The sequence below is a fragment of the Streptomyces sp. NPDC055955 genome (assembly GCF_042270245.1).
In the GTDB taxonomy this organism is placed as follows: domain Bacteria; phylum Actinomycetota; class Actinomycetes; order Streptomycetales; family Streptomycetaceae; genus Streptomyces.
In genome coordinates this window covers 365,365-384,577 of sequence record NZ_JBHJYS010000007.1, presented here as the reverse complement: position 1 = coordinate 384,577, position 19,213 = coordinate 365,365, and the positions used below count along the sequence as shown (strand labels likewise).

At 67.9% G+C, this 19,213-nt stretch carries 17 protein-coding genes, 1 tRNA gene, 2 pseudogenes and 1 riboswitch; of the genes and pseudogenes, 12 read left to right on the top strand and 8 right to left on the bottom strand.

All coding sequences use genetic code 11. The features are described 5' to 3' along the window. The first annotated feature begins 5 nt into the window (after window positions 1–5). Complete coding sequence (trmB, locus tag ACFC96_RS17605) at window positions 6–830, top strand: tRNA (guanosine(46)-N7)-methyltransferase TrmB (protein WP_376613000.1); 825 nt, start codon at window positions 6–8, stop codon at window positions 828–830. A gap of 66 nt (window positions 831–896) precedes the next feature. Beyond that, complete coding sequence (locus ACFC96_RS17600) at window positions 897–2,243, top strand: PrsW family intramembrane metalloprotease (protein WP_376255088.1); 1,347 nt, start codon at window positions 897–899, stop codon at window positions 2,241–2,243. A gap of 13 nt (window positions 2,244–2,256) precedes the next feature. Here ACFC96_RS17600 and ACFC96_RS17595 read toward each other — a convergent pair whose 3' ends face one another. The 3 genes from ACFC96_RS17595 to ACFC96_RS17585 form a co-directional block, all read right to left on the bottom strand. Continuing rightward, window positions 2,257–3,201, bottom strand: a complete 945-nt coding sequence (locus ACFC96_RS17595) for an aldo/keto reductase (protein ID WP_376612998.1) — start codon at window positions 3,199–3,201, stop codon at window positions 2,257–2,259. Between the two features lie 116 nt (window positions 3,202–3,317). After that, on the bottom strand, window positions 3,318–4,373 hold the full coding sequence (locus ACFC96_RS17590; protein ID WP_376255092.1) for a M23 family metallopeptidase: 1,056 nt from the start codon (window positions 4,371–4,373) through the stop codon (window positions 3,318–3,320). Between the two features lie 11 nt (window positions 4,374–4,384). Next, window positions 4,385–4,530: riboswitch (cyclic di-AMP (ydaO/yuaA leader) on the bottom strand. 259 nt (window positions 4,531–4,789) lie between these two features. Beyond that, a complete protein-coding gene (locus ACFC96_RS17585; protein ID WP_376612996.1) occupies window positions 4,790–5,896 on the bottom strand; it encodes a PP2C family protein-serine/threonine phosphatase in 1,107 nt (368 codons plus the stop codon). Window positions 5,897–6,095: 199 nt separating this feature from the next. On the opposite strand from ACFC96_RS17585, the gene ACFC96_RS17580 reads away from it, so the two are divergent. Then, window positions 6,096–6,169: transfer RNA gene (locus ACFC96_RS17580), tRNA-Met, on the top strand. 51 nt (window positions 6,170–6,220) lie between these two features. On the opposite strand, the gene ACFC96_RS17575 is transcribed toward ACFC96_RS17580, so the two are convergent. Continuing rightward, the gene (locus tag ACFC96_RS17575) at window positions 6,221–6,676 is read right to left on the bottom strand and encodes a tellurite resistance TerB family protein (RefSeq protein WP_376255096.1); all 456 of its coding nucleotides are present in this window, start codon (window positions 6,674–6,676) and stop codon (window positions 6,221–6,223) included. Between the two features lie 178 nt (window positions 6,677–6,854). On the opposite strand from ACFC96_RS17575, the gene mgtA reads away from it, so the two are divergent. The 7 genes and pseudogenes from mgtA to ACFC96_RS17540 all read left to right on the top strand — a co-directional run. After that, entirely contained in the window at window positions 6,855–9,455 is a 2,601-nt protein-coding gene (mgtA, locus tag ACFC96_RS17570) for a magnesium-translocating P-type ATPase (RefSeq protein ID WP_376612994.1), read from the top strand. A gap of 360 nt (window positions 9,456–9,815) precedes the next feature. Further along, window positions 9,816–10,280: pseudogene (locus ACFC96_RS17565) on the top strand (transposase); the annotation flags it as partial. 530 nt (window positions 10,281–10,810) lie between these two features. After that, the gene (locus ACFC96_RS17560) at window positions 10,811–11,470 is read left to right on the top strand and encodes a hypothetical protein (protein ID WP_376229249.1); all 660 of its coding nucleotides are present in this window, start codon (window positions 10,811–10,813) and stop codon (window positions 11,468–11,470) included. A 115-nt stretch (window positions 11,471–11,585) separates the two neighbouring features. Further along, entirely contained in the window at window positions 11,586–11,804 is a 219-nt protein-coding gene (locus tag ACFC96_RS17555) for a hypothetical protein (protein ID WP_376229242.1), read from the top strand. A gap of 120 nt (window positions 11,805–11,924) precedes the next feature. Further along, window positions 11,925–12,470, top strand: a complete 546-nt coding sequence (locus tag ACFC96_RS17550) for an RNA polymerase sigma factor (RefSeq protein WP_376229240.1) — start codon at window positions 11,925–11,927, stop codon at window positions 12,468–12,470. Further along, window positions 12,463–13,458, top strand: a complete 996-nt coding sequence (locus ACFC96_RS17545; RefSeq protein WP_376229239.1) for a CU044_5270 family protein — start codon at window positions 12,463–12,465, stop codon at window positions 13,456–13,458. Before ACFC96_RS17550 ends, ACFC96_RS17545 begins: the two co-directional genes overlap by 8 nt. 314 nt (window positions 13,459–13,772) lie before the next feature. Further along, window positions 13,773–13,952 (top strand): annotated as a pseudogene (locus ACFC96_RS17540) (IS5/IS1182 family transposase); the annotation flags it as partial. A 204-nt stretch (window positions 13,953–14,156) separates the two neighbouring features. Here ACFC96_RS17540 and ACFC96_RS17535 read toward each other — a convergent pair. From ACFC96_RS17535 to ACFC96_RS17525, 3 genes are all read right to left on the bottom strand, one after another. Further along, window positions 14,157–14,876 (bottom strand): hypothetical protein, encoded by a 720-nt coding sequence (locus ACFC96_RS17535; RefSeq protein ID WP_376229238.1) that lies wholly within the window; start codon window positions 14,874–14,876, stop codon window positions 14,157–14,159. An 86-nt stretch (window positions 14,877–14,962) separates the two neighbouring features. Beyond that, on the bottom strand, window positions 14,963–15,631 hold the full coding sequence (locus ACFC96_RS17530; protein WP_376229237.1) for a hypothetical protein: 669 nt from the start codon (window positions 15,629–15,631) through the stop codon (window positions 14,963–14,965). 345 nt (window positions 15,632–15,976) lie between these two features. Next, a complete protein-coding gene (locus ACFC96_RS17525) occupies window positions 15,977–16,498 on the bottom strand; it encodes a Tn3 family transposase (RefSeq protein ID WP_376229235.1) in 522 nt (173 codons plus the stop codon). Window positions 16,499–16,697: 199 nt separating this feature from the next. On the opposite strand from ACFC96_RS17525, the gene ACFC96_RS17520 reads away from it, so the two are divergent. Beyond that, window positions 16,698–17,351 carry a hypothetical protein gene (locus ACFC96_RS17520; protein WP_376229234.1) on the top strand — a complete coding sequence of 218 codons (654 nt, stop codon included), beginning with the start codon at window positions 16,698–16,700 and terminating at the stop codon, window positions 17,349–17,351. Window positions 17,352–17,385: 34 nt separating this feature from the next. Beyond that, complete coding sequence (locus ACFC96_RS17515; RefSeq protein ID WP_376229233.1) at window positions 17,386–18,540, top strand: helix-turn-helix domain-containing protein; 1,155 nt, start codon at window positions 17,386–17,388, stop codon at window positions 18,538–18,540. Window positions 18,541–18,675: 135 nt separating this feature from the next. On the opposite strand, the gene ACFC96_RS17510 is transcribed toward ACFC96_RS17515, so the two are convergent. After that, the gene (locus tag ACFC96_RS17510) at window positions 18,676–19,212 is read right to left on the bottom strand and encodes an NUDIX domain-containing protein (protein WP_376229232.1); all 537 of its coding nucleotides are present in this window, start codon (window positions 19,210–19,212) and stop codon (window positions 18,676–18,678) included. Window position 19,213 lies beyond the last annotated feature (1 nt).

Below are 19,213 nucleotides of genomic sequence, written 5' to 3'. Positions count from 1 at the left end.
TCACTGTGTCTGAGTCACCCCGCACCCCCGAAGCCCACACCCATGAGGCCCCCGGTCACGAAGCCTCCGGTCCCGTACGCGCCAAGGGCGAGCCCCGCTTTCCCGACGGGCCCGCGCCGGACCCCGCCGGTTCGCACTTCGAGCGGCGCATCCGCAGCTTCCAGCCCCGCCGCAGCCGCGTCACGGCCGGCCAGGCGGACGCCCTCCAGCGGCTGTGGCCCCTGTGGGGTCTCGACATCGACGGGCAGCGCGTCCTCGACCTCGACGAGCTGTTCGACGGCAGGAAGCGCGTCGTCCTGGAGATCGGCTTCGGCATGGGCGAGGCGACGGCGCAGATGGCCGCCGACGACCCCGACACCGGCATCCTCGCGGTCGACGTGCACACCCCGGGCCAGGGCAACCTCCTGGGCCTCGCGGAGCGGAACGGCCTGACGAACGTACGGGTGGCGAACGGCGACGCGATCATCCTGCTCCGCGAGATGCTCCCCGCGTCCTCCCTCGACGGGCTGCGCGTCTACTTCCCCGACCCCTGGCCGAAGAAGCGCCACCACAAGCGGCGCCTGATCCAGCCGGAGTTCCTCAGCCTCGCCAAGGTCCCCCTCAAGCCGGGCGCGCTGGTGCACTGCGCGACCGACTGGGAGCCGTACGCCGAGCAGATGCTGGAAGTCCTGACCGAACACCCGGACTACGAGAACACGCAGGCCGACGGCGGATACGCGCCCAGGCCCGCCTTCCGCCCCCTCACGCGCTTCGAGGGCCAGGGCCTGGACAAGGGCCATGTGGTCCACGACCTGCTCTTCCTGCGCGCGGAGCACGCACCGCGGTCCTGACCGGTCACCGCCGCGGACCGGCACACCCCGTCGCGGCCGGGCCCGTCGCTCGTTAGGGTCAACGCTGTGGCGACCTATCCCTCGTATCCGAATGCGTATCCGCACGCGCAGCCCGGAGCAGGCGCTCCCGGGCCCGGCACGCTGCGGCATCCACGCTGGTGGGAGCGGAAGGCCGTGCACGCCTGGGCGCTCGCCTCGCTCCTCGCGCTCTCCGGCCTGGTGATCCTCGCCCTCGTGCGCGAACAGACCGGCACCGAGGGATTCCTGGTCGGGATCTGCCTCGCGGTCCTGCCCGTCCCGCTGCTGATAGCCGCGTTCCGCTGGCTGGACCGGGTCGCGCCCGGCCCTTGGCGGAACCTGCTGTTCTCGTTCGCCTGGGGCGCCTGCGCCGCCGCGCTCATCGCGATCGTCGCCAACAGCTTCGCGACCCAGTGGATCGCCACGAACTCGGCCGACCCCTCGAACGCCGACACCCTCGGCGCGACGGTCATAGCGCCCATCGTCGAGGAGTCCGCGAAGGCCTGCGCCGTCCTGCTCATCTTCCTGTTCCGCAGACGGGACTTCACCGGGATCGTCGACGGCGTCGTGATCGCCGGGGTCACCGCCACCGGCTTCGCGTTCACCGAGAACATCCTCTATCTGGGCAACGCGTTCGGCACCGACCGGCTGAACAACGGCACCGGCATCGCCTCGGTGACCGCCGCCACCTTCTTCGTACGCATCGTCATGTCGCCGTTCGCGCACCCCCTGTTCACGGTGCTCACCGGCATCGGCTTCGGCCTCGCCGCGTGGACCGCGCCCGGCCGCGGTCCGGTGCGGCGCGTCCTGCTGCCCATCGGCGGACTGCTGCTCGCCATGGGCATGCACGCCACGTGGAACAGCTCTTCGGCGTTCGGCCAGTTCGGGTTCTTCGGGGTCTACGCGCTGTTCATGATGCCGGCGTTCGGGCTGCTGACCTGGCTCGCTATCGGGACCCGCCAGCGCGAACTGCGCACCGTGCGCTCCGAGCTGCCCGCGTACGTGGTGGCCGGCTGGGTCGGCCCGGACGAGCCGTTCGCCCTCGGTTCGATGCGCGCCCGCCGCCTGGCCCGCGAGTTCGCGCAGCACCACGGCGGCAAGGAGACGGCCAAGGCCGTCGCCCAGTACCAGCAGTACGCGACGTCACTCGCGCTCCTGCGCCATCGCGGCCGGCGCGGCCGGGCCGGTACGGACTACGTCGTACGGGAGCGGGAGCTCCTCGACGAGCTGTGGGCGCGGCGCCACGCGGCCCGCCCCGCCCTCGCCTACGCGTCCCACGCGACCGCGCCTCCCGTGTGGGTGCCGCCCATGTACGCGGGGCCGGTGTACGCGGGTCCGGTCGCCCGGTTCCCCGCGCACAACGCCCACAACGCCCACAACCCGTACCGCTACTGAGAGCGCCTCCGGATCAGGCGGACGCCTCCGTGAGCTTCGAGAGCTCCGCGTCCGTCAGCTCCAGGTCGGCCACGGCCACCAGGGCCGGCAGCTGCTCCACGGTGCGGGCGGACGCGATCGGGGCGGCCACCGTCGGCCGGGACGCGAGCCAGGCGAGGGCGACCGTCGCGACCTCGGCGCCGTGCGCCTGCGCCACCTCGTCGAGTGCCTTGAGGACGCGCACACCGCGCTCGGTCTCCAGGTGCCGGCCCGCGCCCGCGGCCCGCGCGCTGTCGACCTCGGTGCCCGGCCGGTACTTGCCCGTCAGGAACCCGGCGGCGAGGGCGTAGTACGGGACGGCCGCGAGACCGTTGCGCGAGGCGACCTCCTGGAGCCGGCCCTCGTAGGTGTCGCGCGAGACAAGGTTGTAGTGCGGCTGGAGCGCCGTGTAGCGGGCGAGGCCCTCACGGTCGGAGAAGTCCAGGGACTCCTGCAGGCGCTCCGGGGTCAGGTTCGACGCGGCGATGGCGCGCACCTTGCCGGCCGTCACCAGGTCGTCGAGGGCGGTGATGATCTCCTCGACCGGCACGGACGTGTCGTCGAAGTGCGTGTAGTAGAGGTCGATGTAGTCGGTGCCGAGGCGGCGCAGGGACTCCTCGGCGGCGGACTTGATGGTGCTCGCGGACAGGCCCTTGAAGTCGGGGTGGGCGCCGACCTTGGTGGCGATGACGACATCGGAGCGGTTGCCGCGTGCGGCCAGCCAATTGCCGAGGACGGTCTCGGACTCGCCGCCCTTGTTGCCCGGGACCCACGCCGAGTACGCGTCGGCCGTGTCGACGAAGTTGCCGCCCGCGGCGACATACGCGTCGAGCACGGCGAAGGACTGCGCCTCGTCGGCGGTCCAGCCGAACACATTGCCGCCGAGGGAGAGCGGGAACACCTCGAGGTCTGACGCGCCAAGCTTGCGAAGAGAAGTCATGGCGTGCCAGAACACCGATATGGATCAAGATATTCCGGGACCGGGCACGGCGGACCGGCAGCCCTGACGTCGGGGGGTTGCCGTCAGGACCGCCGGGGTTCGGAGGGTCGCGAGCCTCAGATCGTCAGGCCGTTGGAGCGCAGCCACGGCGCGGGGTCGACCCCGGTCGCCTGGCCGCCGGGGTGGACCTCCAGGTGGAGGTGCGGTCCTGTCACGTTCCCGGTGGCGCCGACACGGCCGATGACGTCGCCGCTGGTCACCTTCTGGCCCGCGCTGACGTTGAGGGACGACTGGTGGCAGTACCAGAGCTCCGTGCCGTCCGGCAGCTCCAGGACGGTGCGGTAGCCGTACGCGCCCGCCCAGCCGGCCTCCTTGACGGTGCCGGAGTGGATCGCCTTCAGCGGCGTACCGGTCGGAGCGGCGAAGTCGAGACCCGTGTGGTAGCCGGAGGACCACATCGAGCCGGGCTGACCGAAGGTGCCGGTGATCGTGTAGGAGGCGACCGGCAGCGTGAAGCTCTTGGCGAGCTTGGCGAGGCGCTCGGCCTCGGCCTTCTTCTTCGCGGCCTCCTCCGCCGCCTTCTTGTCGGCGGCGGCCTTGGCCGTGGCGGCGTCCTGCTCCTTGGCGGCGTCCTCGGCGGCCTTCTTCGCGGCGGCCTCCTCGGCGGCCGCGGCCTCGGCGTCGGCGGCCTGGTCCTGCTGCTGCTCGGCCTGCTGCATGATGCGGGCGCGCAGGGCCTCGCCCGCGGTCGTGCCCTGCTGGGCGTCCGCGGTGGTGATGCCGGCGCCGGTCAGCGGCGTCGCGCCGGTGCCGGACTCGTCGTCGTCTCCGGAGACATCGGCTATCAGCGCGCCCACGCCGGGCAGGGACTTGGCGTCGGGCAGCGAGTCCTTGACGGACGAGAGGTCGGGCATCGAGATGTGTACGGGAGGCTTGCCGCCCTGCGCGGTGGCGATGCCGCCCGCGCCGACGGCCGCGATCACGCCGACCCCGAGAACGGTGGAGCTGCGCGCGAGACCGCCGCGCTGCTTGGCTACGCGGTGCCTGCCGCGTACGGGACGGACGGAATCCTCGGTGGGGTTCCACTCCTCCCAGGTCCGCTCGTCCGTTTCGCCGAACTCTTCGTCGATCGGCGCGTAGGAGAACTCTGGGGCAGGCCGGTTGGACGCCACTGGGGCGCGCTCCTTTCCTTCCTTCTCGCCTACCGGGTTAGCTGACGGGTTCGGAGCAGGAAGGTCTCCTACCGACGCCTTCCGCAAGGAAAGACGTCCGATTCACCCCAAGTTGGTGGTTCCCCGGCTCCCTTGCGGGATTAGGCGCGTGCGCACGGAGCCGTCTCTTGTGACGGCTGGGACGACCGCGCTGCGTTATCGAACGTTAATAGACACCGGGGCCCGATTCCAAGCCGTTCCGACTGATCGTTAACGCCTCTGGCCTGGACTTAACGGGGCACGAGCGGGCGGAATCGGGCGAGTTGACCCGCCACTGAAACAGCTTGCCGATCTGACGGTTTGTCAAATGTTATGCGCAGCGACGCCGTTCGGCTACACAAGGTGATGACGGCACTCACCGCTGCTTCACGGCTGCTTCACGGCCGCCTCACCGCGAGCAGCGCCATGTCGTCCGTCGTGCCGCCCCCGGTGTGCCGGCGGACCTCGGCGGTGAGCGCGCCCAGCAGCGGATCGGGCCCCGAGAACATCCGCCCCGCGAGCCGGGCCGCCGGATCGTAGAAGGTGCCCTGCGCGTCGCGCGCCTCCGAGAGGCCGTCGGTGTGGAGCAGCAGCGTCGCCCCACTCGGGAACTCCGTCTCGGACGCGCGGTCGGGCCAGGTCCCGAGGTCCCCCATCCCGAGCGGCAGCGCGGGCTCCGGCGCCGACAGGACCTTGAGCGCCCCGTCACCGCCCAGGAGCAGGGGTTCGGGGTGGCCGCGGTTGATGACGCGTACGAGGCCGTTGCCGTGCGGGATCTCGGCGAGCACGGCCGTGGTGAAGCCCTCGAACTCGTCGAGGCCGTTGCGCCGCAGCCCCTCCCGCGCGAGCGCCCTCTCCAGGCGCTGCGCGACCGCCTCCAGGGTCGCCTCCTGCTCGGCCGCCTCCCGGAAGGCGCCGATGACCACGGCCACGGCGGACACCGCGCCCATGCCCTTCCCGCGCACGTCGCCCACGACGAGCCGTACACCGTGCGGGGTGTCCTGCACCGCGTACAGATCGCCCCCGATGAAGGCCCCCGCCTGGGCGGCCTCGTAGCGGGCCGCGACCTCCAGCCCGCCGATGCGCTCGGCGGGCTCGGGCAGGACGGCGCGCTGGGCCGCCTCGGCGATCTGACGCACGGAGGTGAGCTGCTCGCTGCCGCGCCGCACGACGCGGTTCATGACACAGGCGAGTACGGCGACGGTGACGACGGTGACGAGTTCGGTGATGGCGTCGCCTTCGTAGCTGCGCGTGTACCTGAGGTGCACCCCGAGTACGACGGCGACCGTCGCGAGGCCGGTCAGGAGAGTGCCGCGGGGCGAGAAGAACGGGGCCGCGACGAGCGGGGCGGCGGTGAACAGGGGCACGCCGGTGAACGTCGACGGCGTGACGTAGTCGTAGATCGCCCCGGCGACGATGAGCAGCACCGGCACCAGACGTACGAAGAACCGGGCCCGGGACAGGCTCTGCCCCGCCTCTCGCCCGTGCCCTCCTCGCTGCCCCACCAGTCGTCTCCCGCCACCGTCCGCGTCGGTCCCGCGTCTGCGCACGCCGTCGGGCCCCACCTCAGGGTTCACCCCGGACCGGCGGCGGGCGACCTGGCGGGACCGACCGGGTGAAAGGGGTTCCGGGCGGCGGATCACACAACCCTGGGCAACCGATTCGCGTTCTGTCGCCGCAATGGCGTAGAGTCGTGTTTACCGACGCGGGGTGGAGCAGCTCGGTAGCTCGCTGGGCTCATAACCCAGAGGTCGCAGGTTCAAATCCTGTCCCCGCTACTGAAGGCCGAAGGCCCGGAACCAATGGTTCCGGGCCTTCGGCCTGTTCCCCTACAGGTCGAACTCGTGCGGCGGCAGGTCCAGCATCAGGCAGGCCTCACGGACGACGGCCTGCTCGGTCTTGTCGAAGTCGCCGTCGGCGCCGCCGATGACGATGCCGATCTGGATGACCGCGCGCGCCTCGGCGGGCTTCTTCTTCGCCTTGGCGATCTCCTGGAGGACGCTGACCTTGCCGAAGTCGAAGTCGGCGGTCAGCTTGTTCAGGTTCGCGTCGAACCGGCTCTGGAGCTGGTCCGCCGGGAAGTTCTGCAGCACCTCGTTCGTGGAGATGAGCTGGGCCACGCGGCTGCGCTCGGCCGGGTCGACGTGCCTGTCGGCGGCGGCGACCAGCGCGCACATCGCCATGCTCGCGTCACGGAAGGCGCCGCTCTTCAGGTCGTTCTTCTTCGCCATGAGCTGCGTCTGCATCGTCGACGCGGACTCCTTGAAGCGATCCCACAGGGCCATGACTCTCCTCGTTCGGCGTGTACTGATCTTCTACAGCTCTGTAGAAACTAGCGGGGAGCGGCAAAAGTTCCGCCTCTAGACTGAAGACCTGAACTCTCTGCTGGGGAGCCTTTCGTGGTCCGATGAACGGGAGAAGACGACGGTGCCGACACCCGAGAAGCCCTGACGGCGCCCGAAAGTGACCGACACCGCCCCGGCCGACGTCGCCTCCCCGTCCTCAGGCCGTACGACCCTCCAGCTCCTGCGCTCCCTCGACAGCGGCCCACGCGGCCTCACCGAGGCGGAGGCCGAGCGGCGCCTGGCCCGGCACGGCGAGAACGTCCTGCCGGGTACGCGCCCCCTGTCCTGGCCCCTGCTCGCCGCCCGCAGCCTGCGCGACCCGTTCACCGTCGTCCTGCTCTGCCTCGGCCTCGTCTCCGCGACCGTCGCGGCCTGGGGCACCGCCTGCGTGATCCTCGCCCTGGTCGCCGTCAGCTGCGGCCTGCGCTCCGCGGGCGAGCGCCGCGCGGACAGCGCCATGGCGGGCCTGCGCGAGCTGGTGGCGACGACGGCGACCGTGCTGCGCCGCCCCGGCGACGACGCGACCGCCTCACCGGCCGAACACGAGCTCCCCGTGAGCCAGTTGGTACCCGGCGACGTGGTGCGGCTCGGCCCCGGCGACCTGATCCCCGCCGACGTACGCCTTCTGCGGGCGCAGGGCCTGACCGTGCAACAGGCGGCGTTCACCGGGGAGTCCGTGCCGGCCGACAAGCGTCCCGTGGACCTGCCCGCGGACGGCGAGTCGGCGCATCTGTGCTTCCAGGGCGGCAGCGTGGCCTCCGGGAGCGCGAGCGCCGTGGTGCTCGCGACGGGCGCCGACACCCGCTTCGCCGCCGCCCACCGCACGGTCGGCGCGGAGCGCGGGGCGAGCGCGTTCGACCGCTCGGTGCACGGCATCTCCTGGACCCTGATCCGCTTCATGCTGCTGACGCCTCCGCTGGTCCTGATGGCCGGCGCCGCGCTGCGCGGCCGCGGCCTGGAGACCCTGCCGTTCGCCGTCGCGGTGGCCGTCGGGCTCACCCCGGAGATGCTGCCGGTCATCGTCACGACGGCGCTCGCCCGCGGCTCCGCGCGGCTCGCCCGCGCCCACGGCGTCATCGTCAAACGGCTCCCCGCGCTGCACGACATCGGCGCCGTCGACATCCTCTGCGTCGACAAGACGGGCACGCTCACCCAGGACCGCCCGGCCGTCGACCCGGCCCGCACCGACCCCGAAGCCCTGCACTGGGCGGCCGTCTCCGCCTGGTGGACGCTGCAGCTCGCCGACCTGCCGACCGCGGACGCGCTCGACGAGGCGGTCATCACGCAGGCGCTCGCACAAGACCCGGCCCTCACCGAGGCGTACGACGGCGTCACCGCCGTGCCCTTCGACCCCGTACGCCGCCTCGCCACCGCCGTCGTCCGGCGGCCCGGCACGCTCGGCACCGTCACGATCGCCGTCAAGGGCTCCGTGGAGAACGTCCTGGAACGGTGTGCCCTCGACGACACCGAGCGCGCGAACCTGCTCGCCCGGGCCGCGGGATTGTCCGGCGACGGGCTGCGGCTCCTCGCGGTGGCAACCGCCGAACGCCCCGCCCGGCACCGCCGGGAGGTCCTCCCTCGCCCATCGGACGGTGCGGGAAGCACCGCCGACGAACACGGCCTCACCTTCGCCGGCTTCGTCGCCTTCACCGACGCCCTCGTGCCGACCGCCGCGCAGGCCCTGCGCGACCTGGGCGAGCGCGGCGTCACGGTCAAGGTCGTCACCGGCGACCACCCCGGCACCGCGGCCCGCGCCCTGCGCGACCTGGGCCTCGCCCCCGGCGACATACGGACCGCTGAGACCCTCGACGCGCTCACGGACGAGGAAGTGGCCCACCTCGCCCGCCGCACCACCGTCTTCGCCCGCTGCACCCCCGCCCACAAGGCGCGCATCGTCACCGCTCTGCGCGCCGGCGGGGAGACGACCGTCGGCTTCCTGGGCGACGGCGTGAACGACCTGCCCGCGCTGCGCGCCGCCGACGTCGGGATCTGCCCGCGCGACGCGGTCGCGGTGGCGCGCGACGCGGCGGACATCGTGCTCGCGCAGCCCGCGGACCGGCCGGGCAAGGACCTCACCGCGATCGGCCACGCGATCACCGCGGGCCGTCACAGCAGCGGCAACATCGCCACGTATCTGCGCGTCACGCTCTCCTCGAACCTCGGCAACGTGATCGCGATGCTGTCGGCCGGCCTGCTGCTGCCGTTCCTGCCGATGCTCCCGGCGCAGGTGCTCGCCCAGAACCTGTGCTTCGACGCGGCCCAGTTGTCGTTCGCCTTCGACCGCCCGGCGGCCGACGCCCTGCGCCGCCCCACCACACTGCGCCCGCGCGACTTCCTGCGCTTCATCACCGGGTTCGGCGTCCTCAACGCCGCCGCCGACCTCGCGACCTTCGGCGTCCTCGCGCTCGCCCTGCACTCCACCGCGGGCCCGGCCGACGAGGCGGCGTTCCACTCGGGCTGGTTCACCGAGAACCTCCTGACGCAGGCTCTGGTGATGCTGCTCCTGCGCACCGGCCGCGCCCCGCGCACCCCGGGCCCGGTCCGCTGGGCGGTCGCGTCCCTGGCCGTCGCCGGCGTCGTGCTGCCCCTGACCCCCGCGGCCCACCCGCTCGGCATGACTCCCCTGCCACCCGTGTACTACGCGCTCCTCGCGGCGGTCCTCGCCCTGTACGCGGTCGCGCTGACGGCGGTGAAGAGGCGGTACGTACGGCAGGCCTGAGGGGCAACGGAGTTCGCCGGGAACAGCACAGCGGCCCGGCCGGCCGAAGCCGTCCGGGCCGCTGCTCACGCGGTAGACCCTGTGGGACTCGAACCCACAACCAATGGATTAAAAGTCCCCGTGATCTTGTGGTGGGTGATCACGGGGACCGCCCCGTTGTCCGGAAATACCAGGTCAGAGCAAGTGGCTCTGGATGCACAGTCCGGTCCGTACCGAGCCGTGGGGACACGTCCGCTCACGCGTCGCTCACGCAACCATCGGGATCCGATGCGTGGTGCAACCCGTACAACAGGAGACGGCAGCGGTGCCCACGCCTGCGTCTACTACAGATTAGGAACGCTGGGGTGGTCTGACCGGGACTGGCCCAAGGGGATGCGACTGATCGTGCACAAGGAACGACCCCACCCCGGGGCCCAGTTGCCCCTCACCGACGTCGGACTGAGGATGACCTACTTCGCCACCAACACCAAGGGCGGCCGGCTCGCCGACCTTGAACTGCGTCACCGAGGGCGGGCCTGCTGCCAGGACCGGATCCGAAACGCCCGCGACACCGGCCTGCGCAACATGCCCCCCCGACACCGCCCAGAACTGGATCTGGCTCGAGATCGTCTCCATCGCGCTCGACCTGCCGGGATGCCGATGCTCGCGCTCACCGGTGACACCCGCCGCTGGGAACCCAAACGACTCCGGCTCCACCTGCTCTCCGCTGCCGCCAGGCTCGTGAACACCGGCCGCCGTCGCTGGCTCCGCTTCGCCCGATGGCCCTGGAGCGACACCAACACCCAGCCAATCGATCGGCTCCAGGCCCGGCCGAACCCCGGCTGACCAGCTACTTCGACCGTCCCAACAACCGCACCACCCCCGGAGAGTGGAACCCGGCGCCCATCCGACGCGACAACCGGGCCCTCACCCTTGCCCCACCGCCGGAAAACCGTCACTCCACAAATTCAGAGCCCCGTCAACGAACCGACGAGGCCCCAGAACGATCGCGGTTAACCTCGGGCTTTCACCGCGAGTGCTATTTGCAGTAGAGACGATTTGCGGAGCAGATCGCGGGGCCGTTTCACCTCGCGGGCACTTCTTCGACGTCGAGGCGCCCACCCGATTAGCTTGGTTCGCCCACTGATAGGCGCAATGACCCGCTTCGGGCGCCGATCAATTAGGTCAAAGAAACGGAGTCATGAATTCCAATAATGTCGATGTCGTGTACATTGCAACTTCTTCTTGGAGGGGTGCATATCTCTATGGCAATGTCCGCCGCCCGGTTACACAAGTAACCACCGAAACCCCTGGGGGGATATATGGCATCGCGCGGGATTCGCGTAGCGGGAGCTGCCGCGTCCGCAGTGCTGTTCATGCTGGGGCTGTCCACCAACGTCAGTGCCGCAGACGCTCCTGACGCTCTGCAGCAGCAGATCGACAAGGTTTTGGCCGCCACGGAAGGGGGTGTCCAGATCAGTAGATACGAGATCGCCTGGAACAACGGCGAGGCCGTGATGGCGTTCCCTCTGCCTGGCGAGACGTACGCACCGCCCGCCAGCCCTGCGGCAGTGAAGCTCGAAGCCGAGTTCGCGGGGGTACCGACGGCTAAAACCGCGGCGGCAGTCGCAGAGGCCTCAGAAGAGCTTCCTGGGACCCCGGCACCCGAGGATGTCCCGGCGGACGAGGCCGAGCCGGGAGGGACGGTGGAGGCGGGCCCCGACTGCCCGACCGAAGCCATCGGTAACGACTGGTACTGCTTCTACCAGTACAAGAGCTATGCGGGTAGACGGCTCGCGTGGAACGCCGCGCACACCAGCTACATGTACTTCTCCGCGTACGACTTCGTGAACCGGACGTCCTCCTGGTCCAACAAGGGCGGAAAGACGATCTACGTCAGGGGCCGCACGGAGAGCGGGAATGATGGCTCCTGCAACCAGTACTCCAACAACGGTTGGAACGAAGCGAACCACACAGACAGTTCCGCACTGTCTTCCGGGCTGGACAACACTGCAGACTGCTTCTGGACTTCCTGAACCCAGTAGCTGATGTGGAGCGGGGCGAGAGTTGCCGGCTCTCGCCCCGCTCATATTGTTCTGCACCGCTAATGCGGGTGCGTGTGCATTTGCGATGGAAAGGAAGTGTGGAAATATGCATGAAGGTGAGCGGGAAGTCGACGCTGAGGTAGTGGAGACGCCGTTGGCCGCATTGCTCGAATCTGTCGCGGACCGACTGGAAGAGCAGACGTCCGAGGCCCTCGCCGCTTTGAGGCAAGAAGTCGCCCGTCTGCGCGAGGAGACAGCCACCTCGGTCGCTGCGCTGCGCAACCAAGCTGCCCGACTGCGGGACGAGCAGGACTTCAAGCCTTAGCGCTGAGCGGCTGTGGGCCGCGGACTCATCCAGCGCAGCGCTTGGGGCGCATCTCAAAGTTTCCTTCACGGCGCCTGTAAGGACCGGGGATTGCTCGACACATACACAGCTGGAGGGGATGTGGACACACGACATGAGCAAGACTTCACCGTGCTCTACCGCACGCACCATCCGGCCGTGGACGCGTACGTACGGCGACGTCTGAGCGCCACCGAGGACAGCGATGACGTGGTCGCCGAAGTCTTCCTCACCGCCTGGCGTCGGCTGGATGAGCTGCCGCGCGACGCCGCACTTCCCTGGCTGTACGCCACCGCGCGCAAGATCCTTGCGAACACGCGTCGTGCTGAACAGCGACGCCAGGCGTTGGCGGAGACTGCGGCGCGGGAGCGACAGAGCATCTCGTCCGATCCGGCTGAAGATGTCGTTGGGATGCAGGCGGTTGCCATGGCATTCGACGCCCTCAGCGAGAGCGACAGGGAGGTCCTTCGTCTCGCACTGTGGGAGGAGTTGTCGGCCCGTCAGGCGGCTGCCGTGATCGGCTGTACAAGTGCGACGTTCCATGTGCGGCTTCATCGTGCTCGCAAACGGCTTCGGGAGCACCTCAACCGCACAGCCTCCAACTCGTCACAGCGGACATCGTCAATTCTTGGAGGAGTAGATGCGTGACATCGACCGAACGTTGCAACGGCTCAACCCGGTAGAGGACGGAGCTCCGGCTGACGCTGGAAGGCTGGAGACCTTGCTCGCCACGCCACGCATTGGCGCGCCCGTGATGCGTCAACGACCGCGTAGGTGGTGGCCGGCTATGGCGTTGGCGACAGCTACGGCTGCAGCCGTGGTGTACACCGTTGTCGATCCCTTCGGAGCGGCGACACAACCTGCTCTCGCTGCGACCCCACGGCCGTTGGCCTATCACCCTGGTAGTCCTGCCGCCGCGAAGGTCTTGCAGGGCATTGCCTCCCGTGTGGAAAAGCTGCCCGATGACCGTCCGGCCGCGTGGAAGACCGAGCATTTCGTCTGGAACTCGTGGTCTCTTTCGACCCGCATCAATGGTACGAACGTCACCTCTGCTGTCGTCCCCGAGCACCGTGAAACATGGCAGAACCATGACGGCTCGGCCCGCTGGAAGACGCGGACACTCCCGCCGGTGTTCCAGAACGAAGCGCAGCGCAAGGTGTGGGAGAACGCGGGATCTGTCGGCGCCAAATCGATCCGGTCCCAGGATTCCAGTGAACCGGATGCCCAGCACGCAGCCACCGAACCTCCCACCACCGTGGACGGGATGAAGAAGTGGCTGGCCAACGGCCAAGCTGACCTCGGGCCGGGTCTCTTGTACGAGGTTGTGTCTGAGCGGGTCCAGGATCACGTCTTCTCGCCGGCCCAGCGCGCCGCGCTGCTGCGTGTCCTCGCAGAGGTCAACTCAGTGCACTACATGGGCACAGTCAAAGACCGGGCTGGCCGCACGGGGGAGGCATTCGCCCTCTCGGACCGGTCAGGTGGCCTGCCCAGCAAGCGCACGCTCATCTTTGATCCGAATACCGGAAAACTCCTCGCCGACGAGGAGCAGATTCTGGATGACCCGGGCAAGCTCAACGTCGCCCCGAACTCCGTGATCGGCTACGCCACGTTCCTCACTGCAGAGCGCCTGCCGTGACTAGCCTGGACGTCGTGGTCTTCCGGGTCGGACAGTTCGATGCCCCTATGGATGTCAACCGGCGGGGACTTGTACCGGGGAATGCTTTCTGGGTGTGAGGAGGGCTTGGTAGATCTCGCGGGCCACGTAGCGTTTGAGGCATCGGATGGCTTCGCGTCGTGTCCTGCCCTCGGCGACTCGTCGTTCCACATAAGTACGGGTGCGGGTGTCCCAGCACAAGCGGGCGATGGCGATGGTGTAAGGCGCTGAATTGGCCTGGCGGTCGCCGCCCCGGTTGAGTCGTAACGCGTGGCCACAGCCCTGAACTGCTTCAACTCGTTCACCGCCGCTGGAAAGTCGAACGAACCCTGGGCTGGATGATGAAAGCCCGCCGCAACGTCCGAGACTACGAGCGTCTCCCGCAGCACTCAGAAGCACATCTGACCTGGTCACTCATCACCCTGATGACCCGACGCATCACTCGCAAAGGCCCTCACACCAGCTGGTCGAAGAAGACCTGACCCGCCGGCCCTCACTCCACCTCGGGCCCCGGCCATCATTCCCCTGAGCTTCAACCCACCGCGCAAAAACATGCCCGCCCACGCCCACAGAACATCAACGAGCCGGGATCTCACACTCACGAGGTTCTGAGAACAAGTATGGCCTGGATTGCCAACGTATCCAGGCCATACAAGAGAATGCCACATCTATCTGTAGAGCTAGTTCATGGGCGTGGCCGTGTTCAGGATTCGCTTAACGGTGTCCGCGTCCTTGCCGTATGCCTCCGTCTCCAGCCCCTCCGGCTCGCCCGTTTCGCTGGCGGCTTCGGTCGCTCTTGAGGCACTGGCAGTGCCGACCGTCCCCGCCACCTCACCGGCGCCGACCGTCTGGTCGTCGTAGGGCATCGCGTGCAGAGTGGCTTTCCACTTGCCGTCGTCGCCCTTTACCAGCAGGGAGATGTATTTGTGCCCCTCCTCGTAGCGGGGCTCGCCCTTCCAGGCGAACTCCCGCTCACTGTCGCCTTCCCACCACCAGCCCAGGAGATCTGCCTCGTAGGTCTGCGGTGCGGCCTCCGCGCCCGACTTGGACCACAAGACCTCGTCGACTTTCATCGTCGCGGTTCGCGGGATAAAGCCTTCACCATTGTCCTTTTTATCCTCGGGTATCGCGCCCCTGCGTTCACTTCCGGGCATCACCTCGACCACGACCGCATGGTCGCCATGGGTGACCCAGTCAGAAGCTGTGAGGGTTGGGTACAGCTCGGAAAACTGGGCTGCGACCACGCGTGGCTTCGCGTCGCCGCGGCTGGCGGCAGCTCCGGCTATCGTGCCGCCGGCCACGACCGCCGCAGCGATAGCCAGGGTGGTCAAACGCCCGCGACGAGTTGCGGGCAGCCAGGACCGGCCCGCAGTGCCCTGTTCAGGGTGCTTACGGAGCATGAGAGATGTCCCCTCCGGAGTGGTCTGGTGCGGCCTTCCTCTTATACGGCCGCTCAGCGGGATCTGTTCACCTGACACTGTTCCGGTCATGGTTTGGTGTAGGTTCCGTTGATCTGGCCGACGTTGTGAGACCCCAGGTTCGTCCAGGAGAGCTGTTCGTCCGTGGTCATCGCGTGCGTACGCATGCATCCCAGGGCGGGGTCGTCCTGGAAGTGGAACGGCGAACTTTCGTACCCGTGGGTGAGGCCGACGGCGTGCCCGGTCTCGTGACAAACAACGGCCTTCCAGGGGTTCGCAGAGCCCCCGCCCATGTTGTCGAAGCTGATGTAATGCTGGTCGCACTCGTAGGCGCTTGCCGCGTCGTTGCACCAGGTGCTGCCGGTAACACCAGCTGGGAGATTTGGGTCCTCCCAGTCGTAGATGATGTCCGTCTCGGTTGAGCCGTTGTACTCGACCTCGCTGCCTGTTTGCTCGTGCCGTTCGAGATCGGTGGGGCCGTACTCGTCCCGCAGCACTTCGCGGACATCAGAGTCTCCGGCATCTGTCATGCCTGGCTCGATGGCGAAGGTGAGGTAGCCGTTGTCGGTCCGGCAGAAGTAACTGTCGTCTGCGCAGCTCCAGTCGGTACGGTCGGTCTTGAACATGTTGTCGAAATCGGCTGCCTGGGCGCTCAGTGTGAAGCTAGCGAACAAAGCCCCCGCCATGGCCAGGGTGGTGAAGGTTCTTCTTGCGCTCCGTCGGAAACTTACTTGCACGCGTATGCCCCTCCCTGTGGTCCCCGGCCACCCCCCGGCCGGGTACGGAGGGTTGAACGTACAGTCACAACATCCCTTTTCAGGCCGGTAGATCAAACTCCAGATGTGAAAGTTCGTCGAGAGTCTGACGGTTCGCTTGCGGGAGGGTTGGAATTATGGATTCCACTGGTCAGGGTGTCGCCCAGGCGGCGTGGGCGGCTCAGCTAGTAGCTGAATTGGTCCGGACGCCGACGGTTCCGGCGGTGACCATCGACCTCTCGGGCATATCCGCAAAGCGGGTGTACTGACCGTCGGTGACTGCCGTCACTGTGACGCGTCCTAAAACTGCAACTCCTGCCTCACACGTCAGGCACCCTCTCTGACGTGCCCTTCCGAGGTAGCCAAACAGGCACTCAGGGCCAGGCCAAGGGCGCCGAGCTGGTCCTCCATGCCTTCGCGGTAGTGCGGACGTAGTTCGCCGCGCTGTCCGAAGAAGGTCTTCCGGGCGAGGCGGTGGCGGGCCTCGGTGACGTTGAGCTGGGCGCCGATCATTCGCCGGTTGCCCCCGTCGGAGACGAACTGGAGCAGGTGCAGGGTCTTGAAGATCCGTCCGTAGTGGGCGAACGCATCGCCCAGACCTGTCGGTTTGCCGTCCCGGGAGAGCATGCGGATCAGGTCGTGGCCGCGGACCTCGCCAAGGGTCAGCGAACCGGCCACGCGGAGCATGTCGCCCCAGTGGGCGCGTACCCGGTCCAGGCGGATCGTGTGGTTGAAGGGCACGACGTCGATGTCGATCTCCAAGCACTGGCGGAGAACGGCCTCGCCTACTTCGAGGAAATCGTTCGACTCCTCAAAGTCTTCGGCGTCACGGTCGTTCTCCAGTGACAAGGGCGCGATGCCCTGCGTCTGCTCGGACTCCCGCGTGATGGGGCAACGCGTATAGGCGCCCCCCTACCGACATGTTCCGCGACCTGGTCGCTTGCGGTTGCCTCCCATCACGGAGCATCGACCAGCCCTGTTTCTTGATTTCCAACCTCATTTGAGGGAGGATTTCCGGAAGTCGGGCTGGTGAGTCGAGAGGCTGGGCATGGCTGTCGTGTACGCGGAAAACCCGTCGGTTCGTGATCGGCTCGCTGAGCTGGGACTGTCGTCCGACGAGATCGAGAACGCACTGCGCCGAGCTGAAGCGGAGCGCAGCTTCTGCACACCGCTGGACCCGGTCTCGCTGCCCGGCAACATCTTCTGGGGCCGCACCGTCCGCTTCTTGCGGGAGGCGTACATCCCGAAGGGGTGGGCTAGCGCGAGCCCCAGTAACGTTCCGCTCCTCGTCGCGCCGTCCGGCACCTTCGCGATCACAGCCTCTAGCGGCAGTGCGGAGACCGGATACGCGGCGCTGACCCCCTCCACGCGCTATGCGAAGGGCAACGCGGTGATGAAGAGAGTGGAGGCCAACCGGCAACTGCTGCTCTTCGGCGAGCGGGATCCGGATCCCGAACAACAGGACGTCGGCGACGGGATTCCCACCTGGTTCCTGCTCTATCACCATACGAGGACCGACCAGGGAACACGGCTTCACGCCGAGCTTTCCTTTCCGAACGGTCCGGGCAGTCGTGGCAAGATCAGCAGCTGGCACGAGCGGATCATCCTCCCCTGGATCGACTTCGAAGGCTTCACTCCGTTCGTCGATGATGTCGGCGACGATCAGGGTGGTATCGACATCCCGATCGAGCGTCTGTCCTGACCACCCAGCACCACCACACCACTTGGCTCCTCCCATGACCACCGCATCCCGGCTGACCTTGGCGCGCAAGCGCCGAGGGCTGACCGTTACCCGCCTTGCTCAAATGGCTGGTCTGACTCCGCGCAGGTTGTCCGATTTCGAGAATGGACGGGCCACTCCCAGCCCGCAGTCTCTGGCGTCCATCGCAGCGGCCTTGGAGTTCCCGCAGTCCTTCTTCAGTGCCGAGGAGGTCGCCGAGCTGACAGTGGATTCGGTGAGCTTCCGTGCCTTGAGCAAGATGACGGCTTCTCGACGAGACGTTGCCCTCAGTTCGGGGCGGCTGGCGCGGGTCCTGCAGGACTGGATCAGCGGACACTTCCGCCTTCCCGCCCCCGATATCCCCTCACTCACGTCCTTCAGCCGACTTGGACCGGATGAAGAGCAGATTCCGCACCCAGGAGAAGCGGCGGGCGCAGATGTTGCAGCAGAGGAAGCCGCCATGCTGGTGCGAGCCCGCTGGGGCCTGGGCAATGCACCGGTCCTGAACGTCGTGCACCTGCTGGAGGCACACGGAGTGCGAGTCTTCTCGCTCTCGCGAGACTGTCCTGAGGTTGATGCGTTTTCCTTCTGGGATCGTGGCATTCCGTTCGTGCTGCTAAGCACTGAGAAGACCGCTGAGCGGGGGCGCTTCGACGCGGCCCACGAACTTGGACACCTCGTCCTCCATGGCGAAGAGCAAATGCCACATGGTCCGCAGGCCGAGGCGGAAGCTCATCGGTTCGCAGCCGCGCTGCTCATGCCGCGAGCAGATGTGCTCGCCCATGCTCCGCACGGTGCGAGCACCAACTGGATCCTCCAGGCCAAACACCGATGGAAGGTCGCTGCAATGGCTCTCGCCCATCGGCTGCATGAACTGGGTCTGACCACCGAGTGGCAGTACCGGACTCACTGCGTGGAACTCAGTCGCCTCGGCTATCGCAAGTCGGAGCCCCGCAGCGGCGTGGCCCGTGAGACATCGCAAGTCTTGGGCAAGGTGTTCACGGCCCTGCGAAGCGAAGGAACGCGACTTACTGATATTGCCCGTGAGCTGCACCTTCGTCCTGCTGATCTAAATGACCTCATCTTCGGGCTGGTTGTCACTTCGCAGGATGGCGATGGTCGAGGGCACGTTGGCAAAGCCGACCGTTCGCACCTGTCCGTCGTCCGCTGAACTGCTGATGGCTGGGCGCGGTACGGCAGCAGCGTCACGGAGCGGTTGTCCAGGGCCTCCGGGGGCACCGGCAATGATCCGGTGAATGCTGCTGCCTGCGTTCCCCGCCCGGAAATGAGCGCTGCCCTCCGGGCGTCACTGTCCCCAGCCATTGAGGGAGACCTCCGGGCCTGCGTTGAGGTAGCGGTTGAGGGCACTCGCGGTGGTGTCCACGAACTCCTCGGGGATGGCGGCGGCGTCGACCCAGCGGACCTGAGCGTGCTTGCGCGGCTCGCGGTTCTCGGGCTCGCCGGTCCACTCATGGGCAACGAAGACCACGGTAAGGAAGCCATTGGGGGCTTCAACTCCCCACGCTCCATGGATGATGTGGGCGACCTTCAGGGACTCGGCCTTCACCGTCAGGCCGGTCTCCTCGTACAGCTCGCGCACCGCGGTCTCGGTGATCGGCTCGCCAGGTTCGCTCTTGCCGACGGGCAGGTCCCACATCCCCTGGGCGAACTTCGCGCTCTCGCTGCGCTGGAGGAGCACGACACGGTTGGTGGCCTGGTCGTGGACGATGACGCCGGCGACCAGCAGGGTCATGGATTCGAGCGCGGGCTTGAGGGCTTTGGGCTGGTCGTCGGTGGTCGGTTGAGCCACGGTGCGTCCCTTCATCGGCCGGTTGCTGGGCATG

What these genes read in the sequence shown, in the direction of transcription:
- ACFC96_RS17535 (WP_376229238.1), bottom strand. Translation starts at nt 14,876, where the DNA reads ATGCTCCGTAAGCACCCTGAACAGGGCACTGCGGGCCGGTCCTGGCTG.
- ACFC96_RS17545 (WP_376229239.1), top strand. Translation starts at nt 12,463, where the DNA reads ATGCGTGACATCGACCGAACGTTGCAACGGCTCAACCCGGTAGAGGAC.
- ACFC96_RS17515 (WP_376229233.1), top strand. Translation starts at nt 17,386, where the DNA reads ATGACCACCGCATCCCGGCTGACCTTGGCGCGCAAGCGCCGAGGGCTG.
- ACFC96_RS17520 (WP_376229234.1), top strand. Translation starts at nt 16,698, where the DNA reads ATGGCTGTCGTGTACGCGGAAAACCCGTCGGTTCGTGATCGGCTCGCT.
- ACFC96_RS17575 (WP_376255096.1), bottom strand. Translation starts at nt 6,676, where the DNA reads ATGGCCCTGTGGGATCGCTTCAAGGAGTCCGCGTCGACGATGCAGACG.
- ACFC96_RS17595 (WP_376612998.1), bottom strand. Translation starts at nt 3,201, where the DNA reads ATGACTTCTCTTCGCAAGCTTGGCGCGTCAGACCTCGAGGTGTTCCCG.
- ACFC96_RS17560 (WP_376229249.1), top strand. Translation starts at nt 10,811, where the DNA reads ATGCTGGGGCTGTCCACCAACGTCAGTGCCGCAGACGCTCCTGACGCT.
- ACFC96_RS17555 (WP_376229242.1), top strand. Translation starts at nt 11,586, where the DNA reads ATGCATGAAGGTGAGCGGGAAGTCGACGCTGAGGTAGTGGAGACGCCG.
- ACFC96_RS17510 (WP_376229232.1), bottom strand. Translation starts at nt 19,212, where the DNA reads ATGCCCAGCAACCGGCCGATGAAGGGACGCACCGTGGCTCAACCGACC.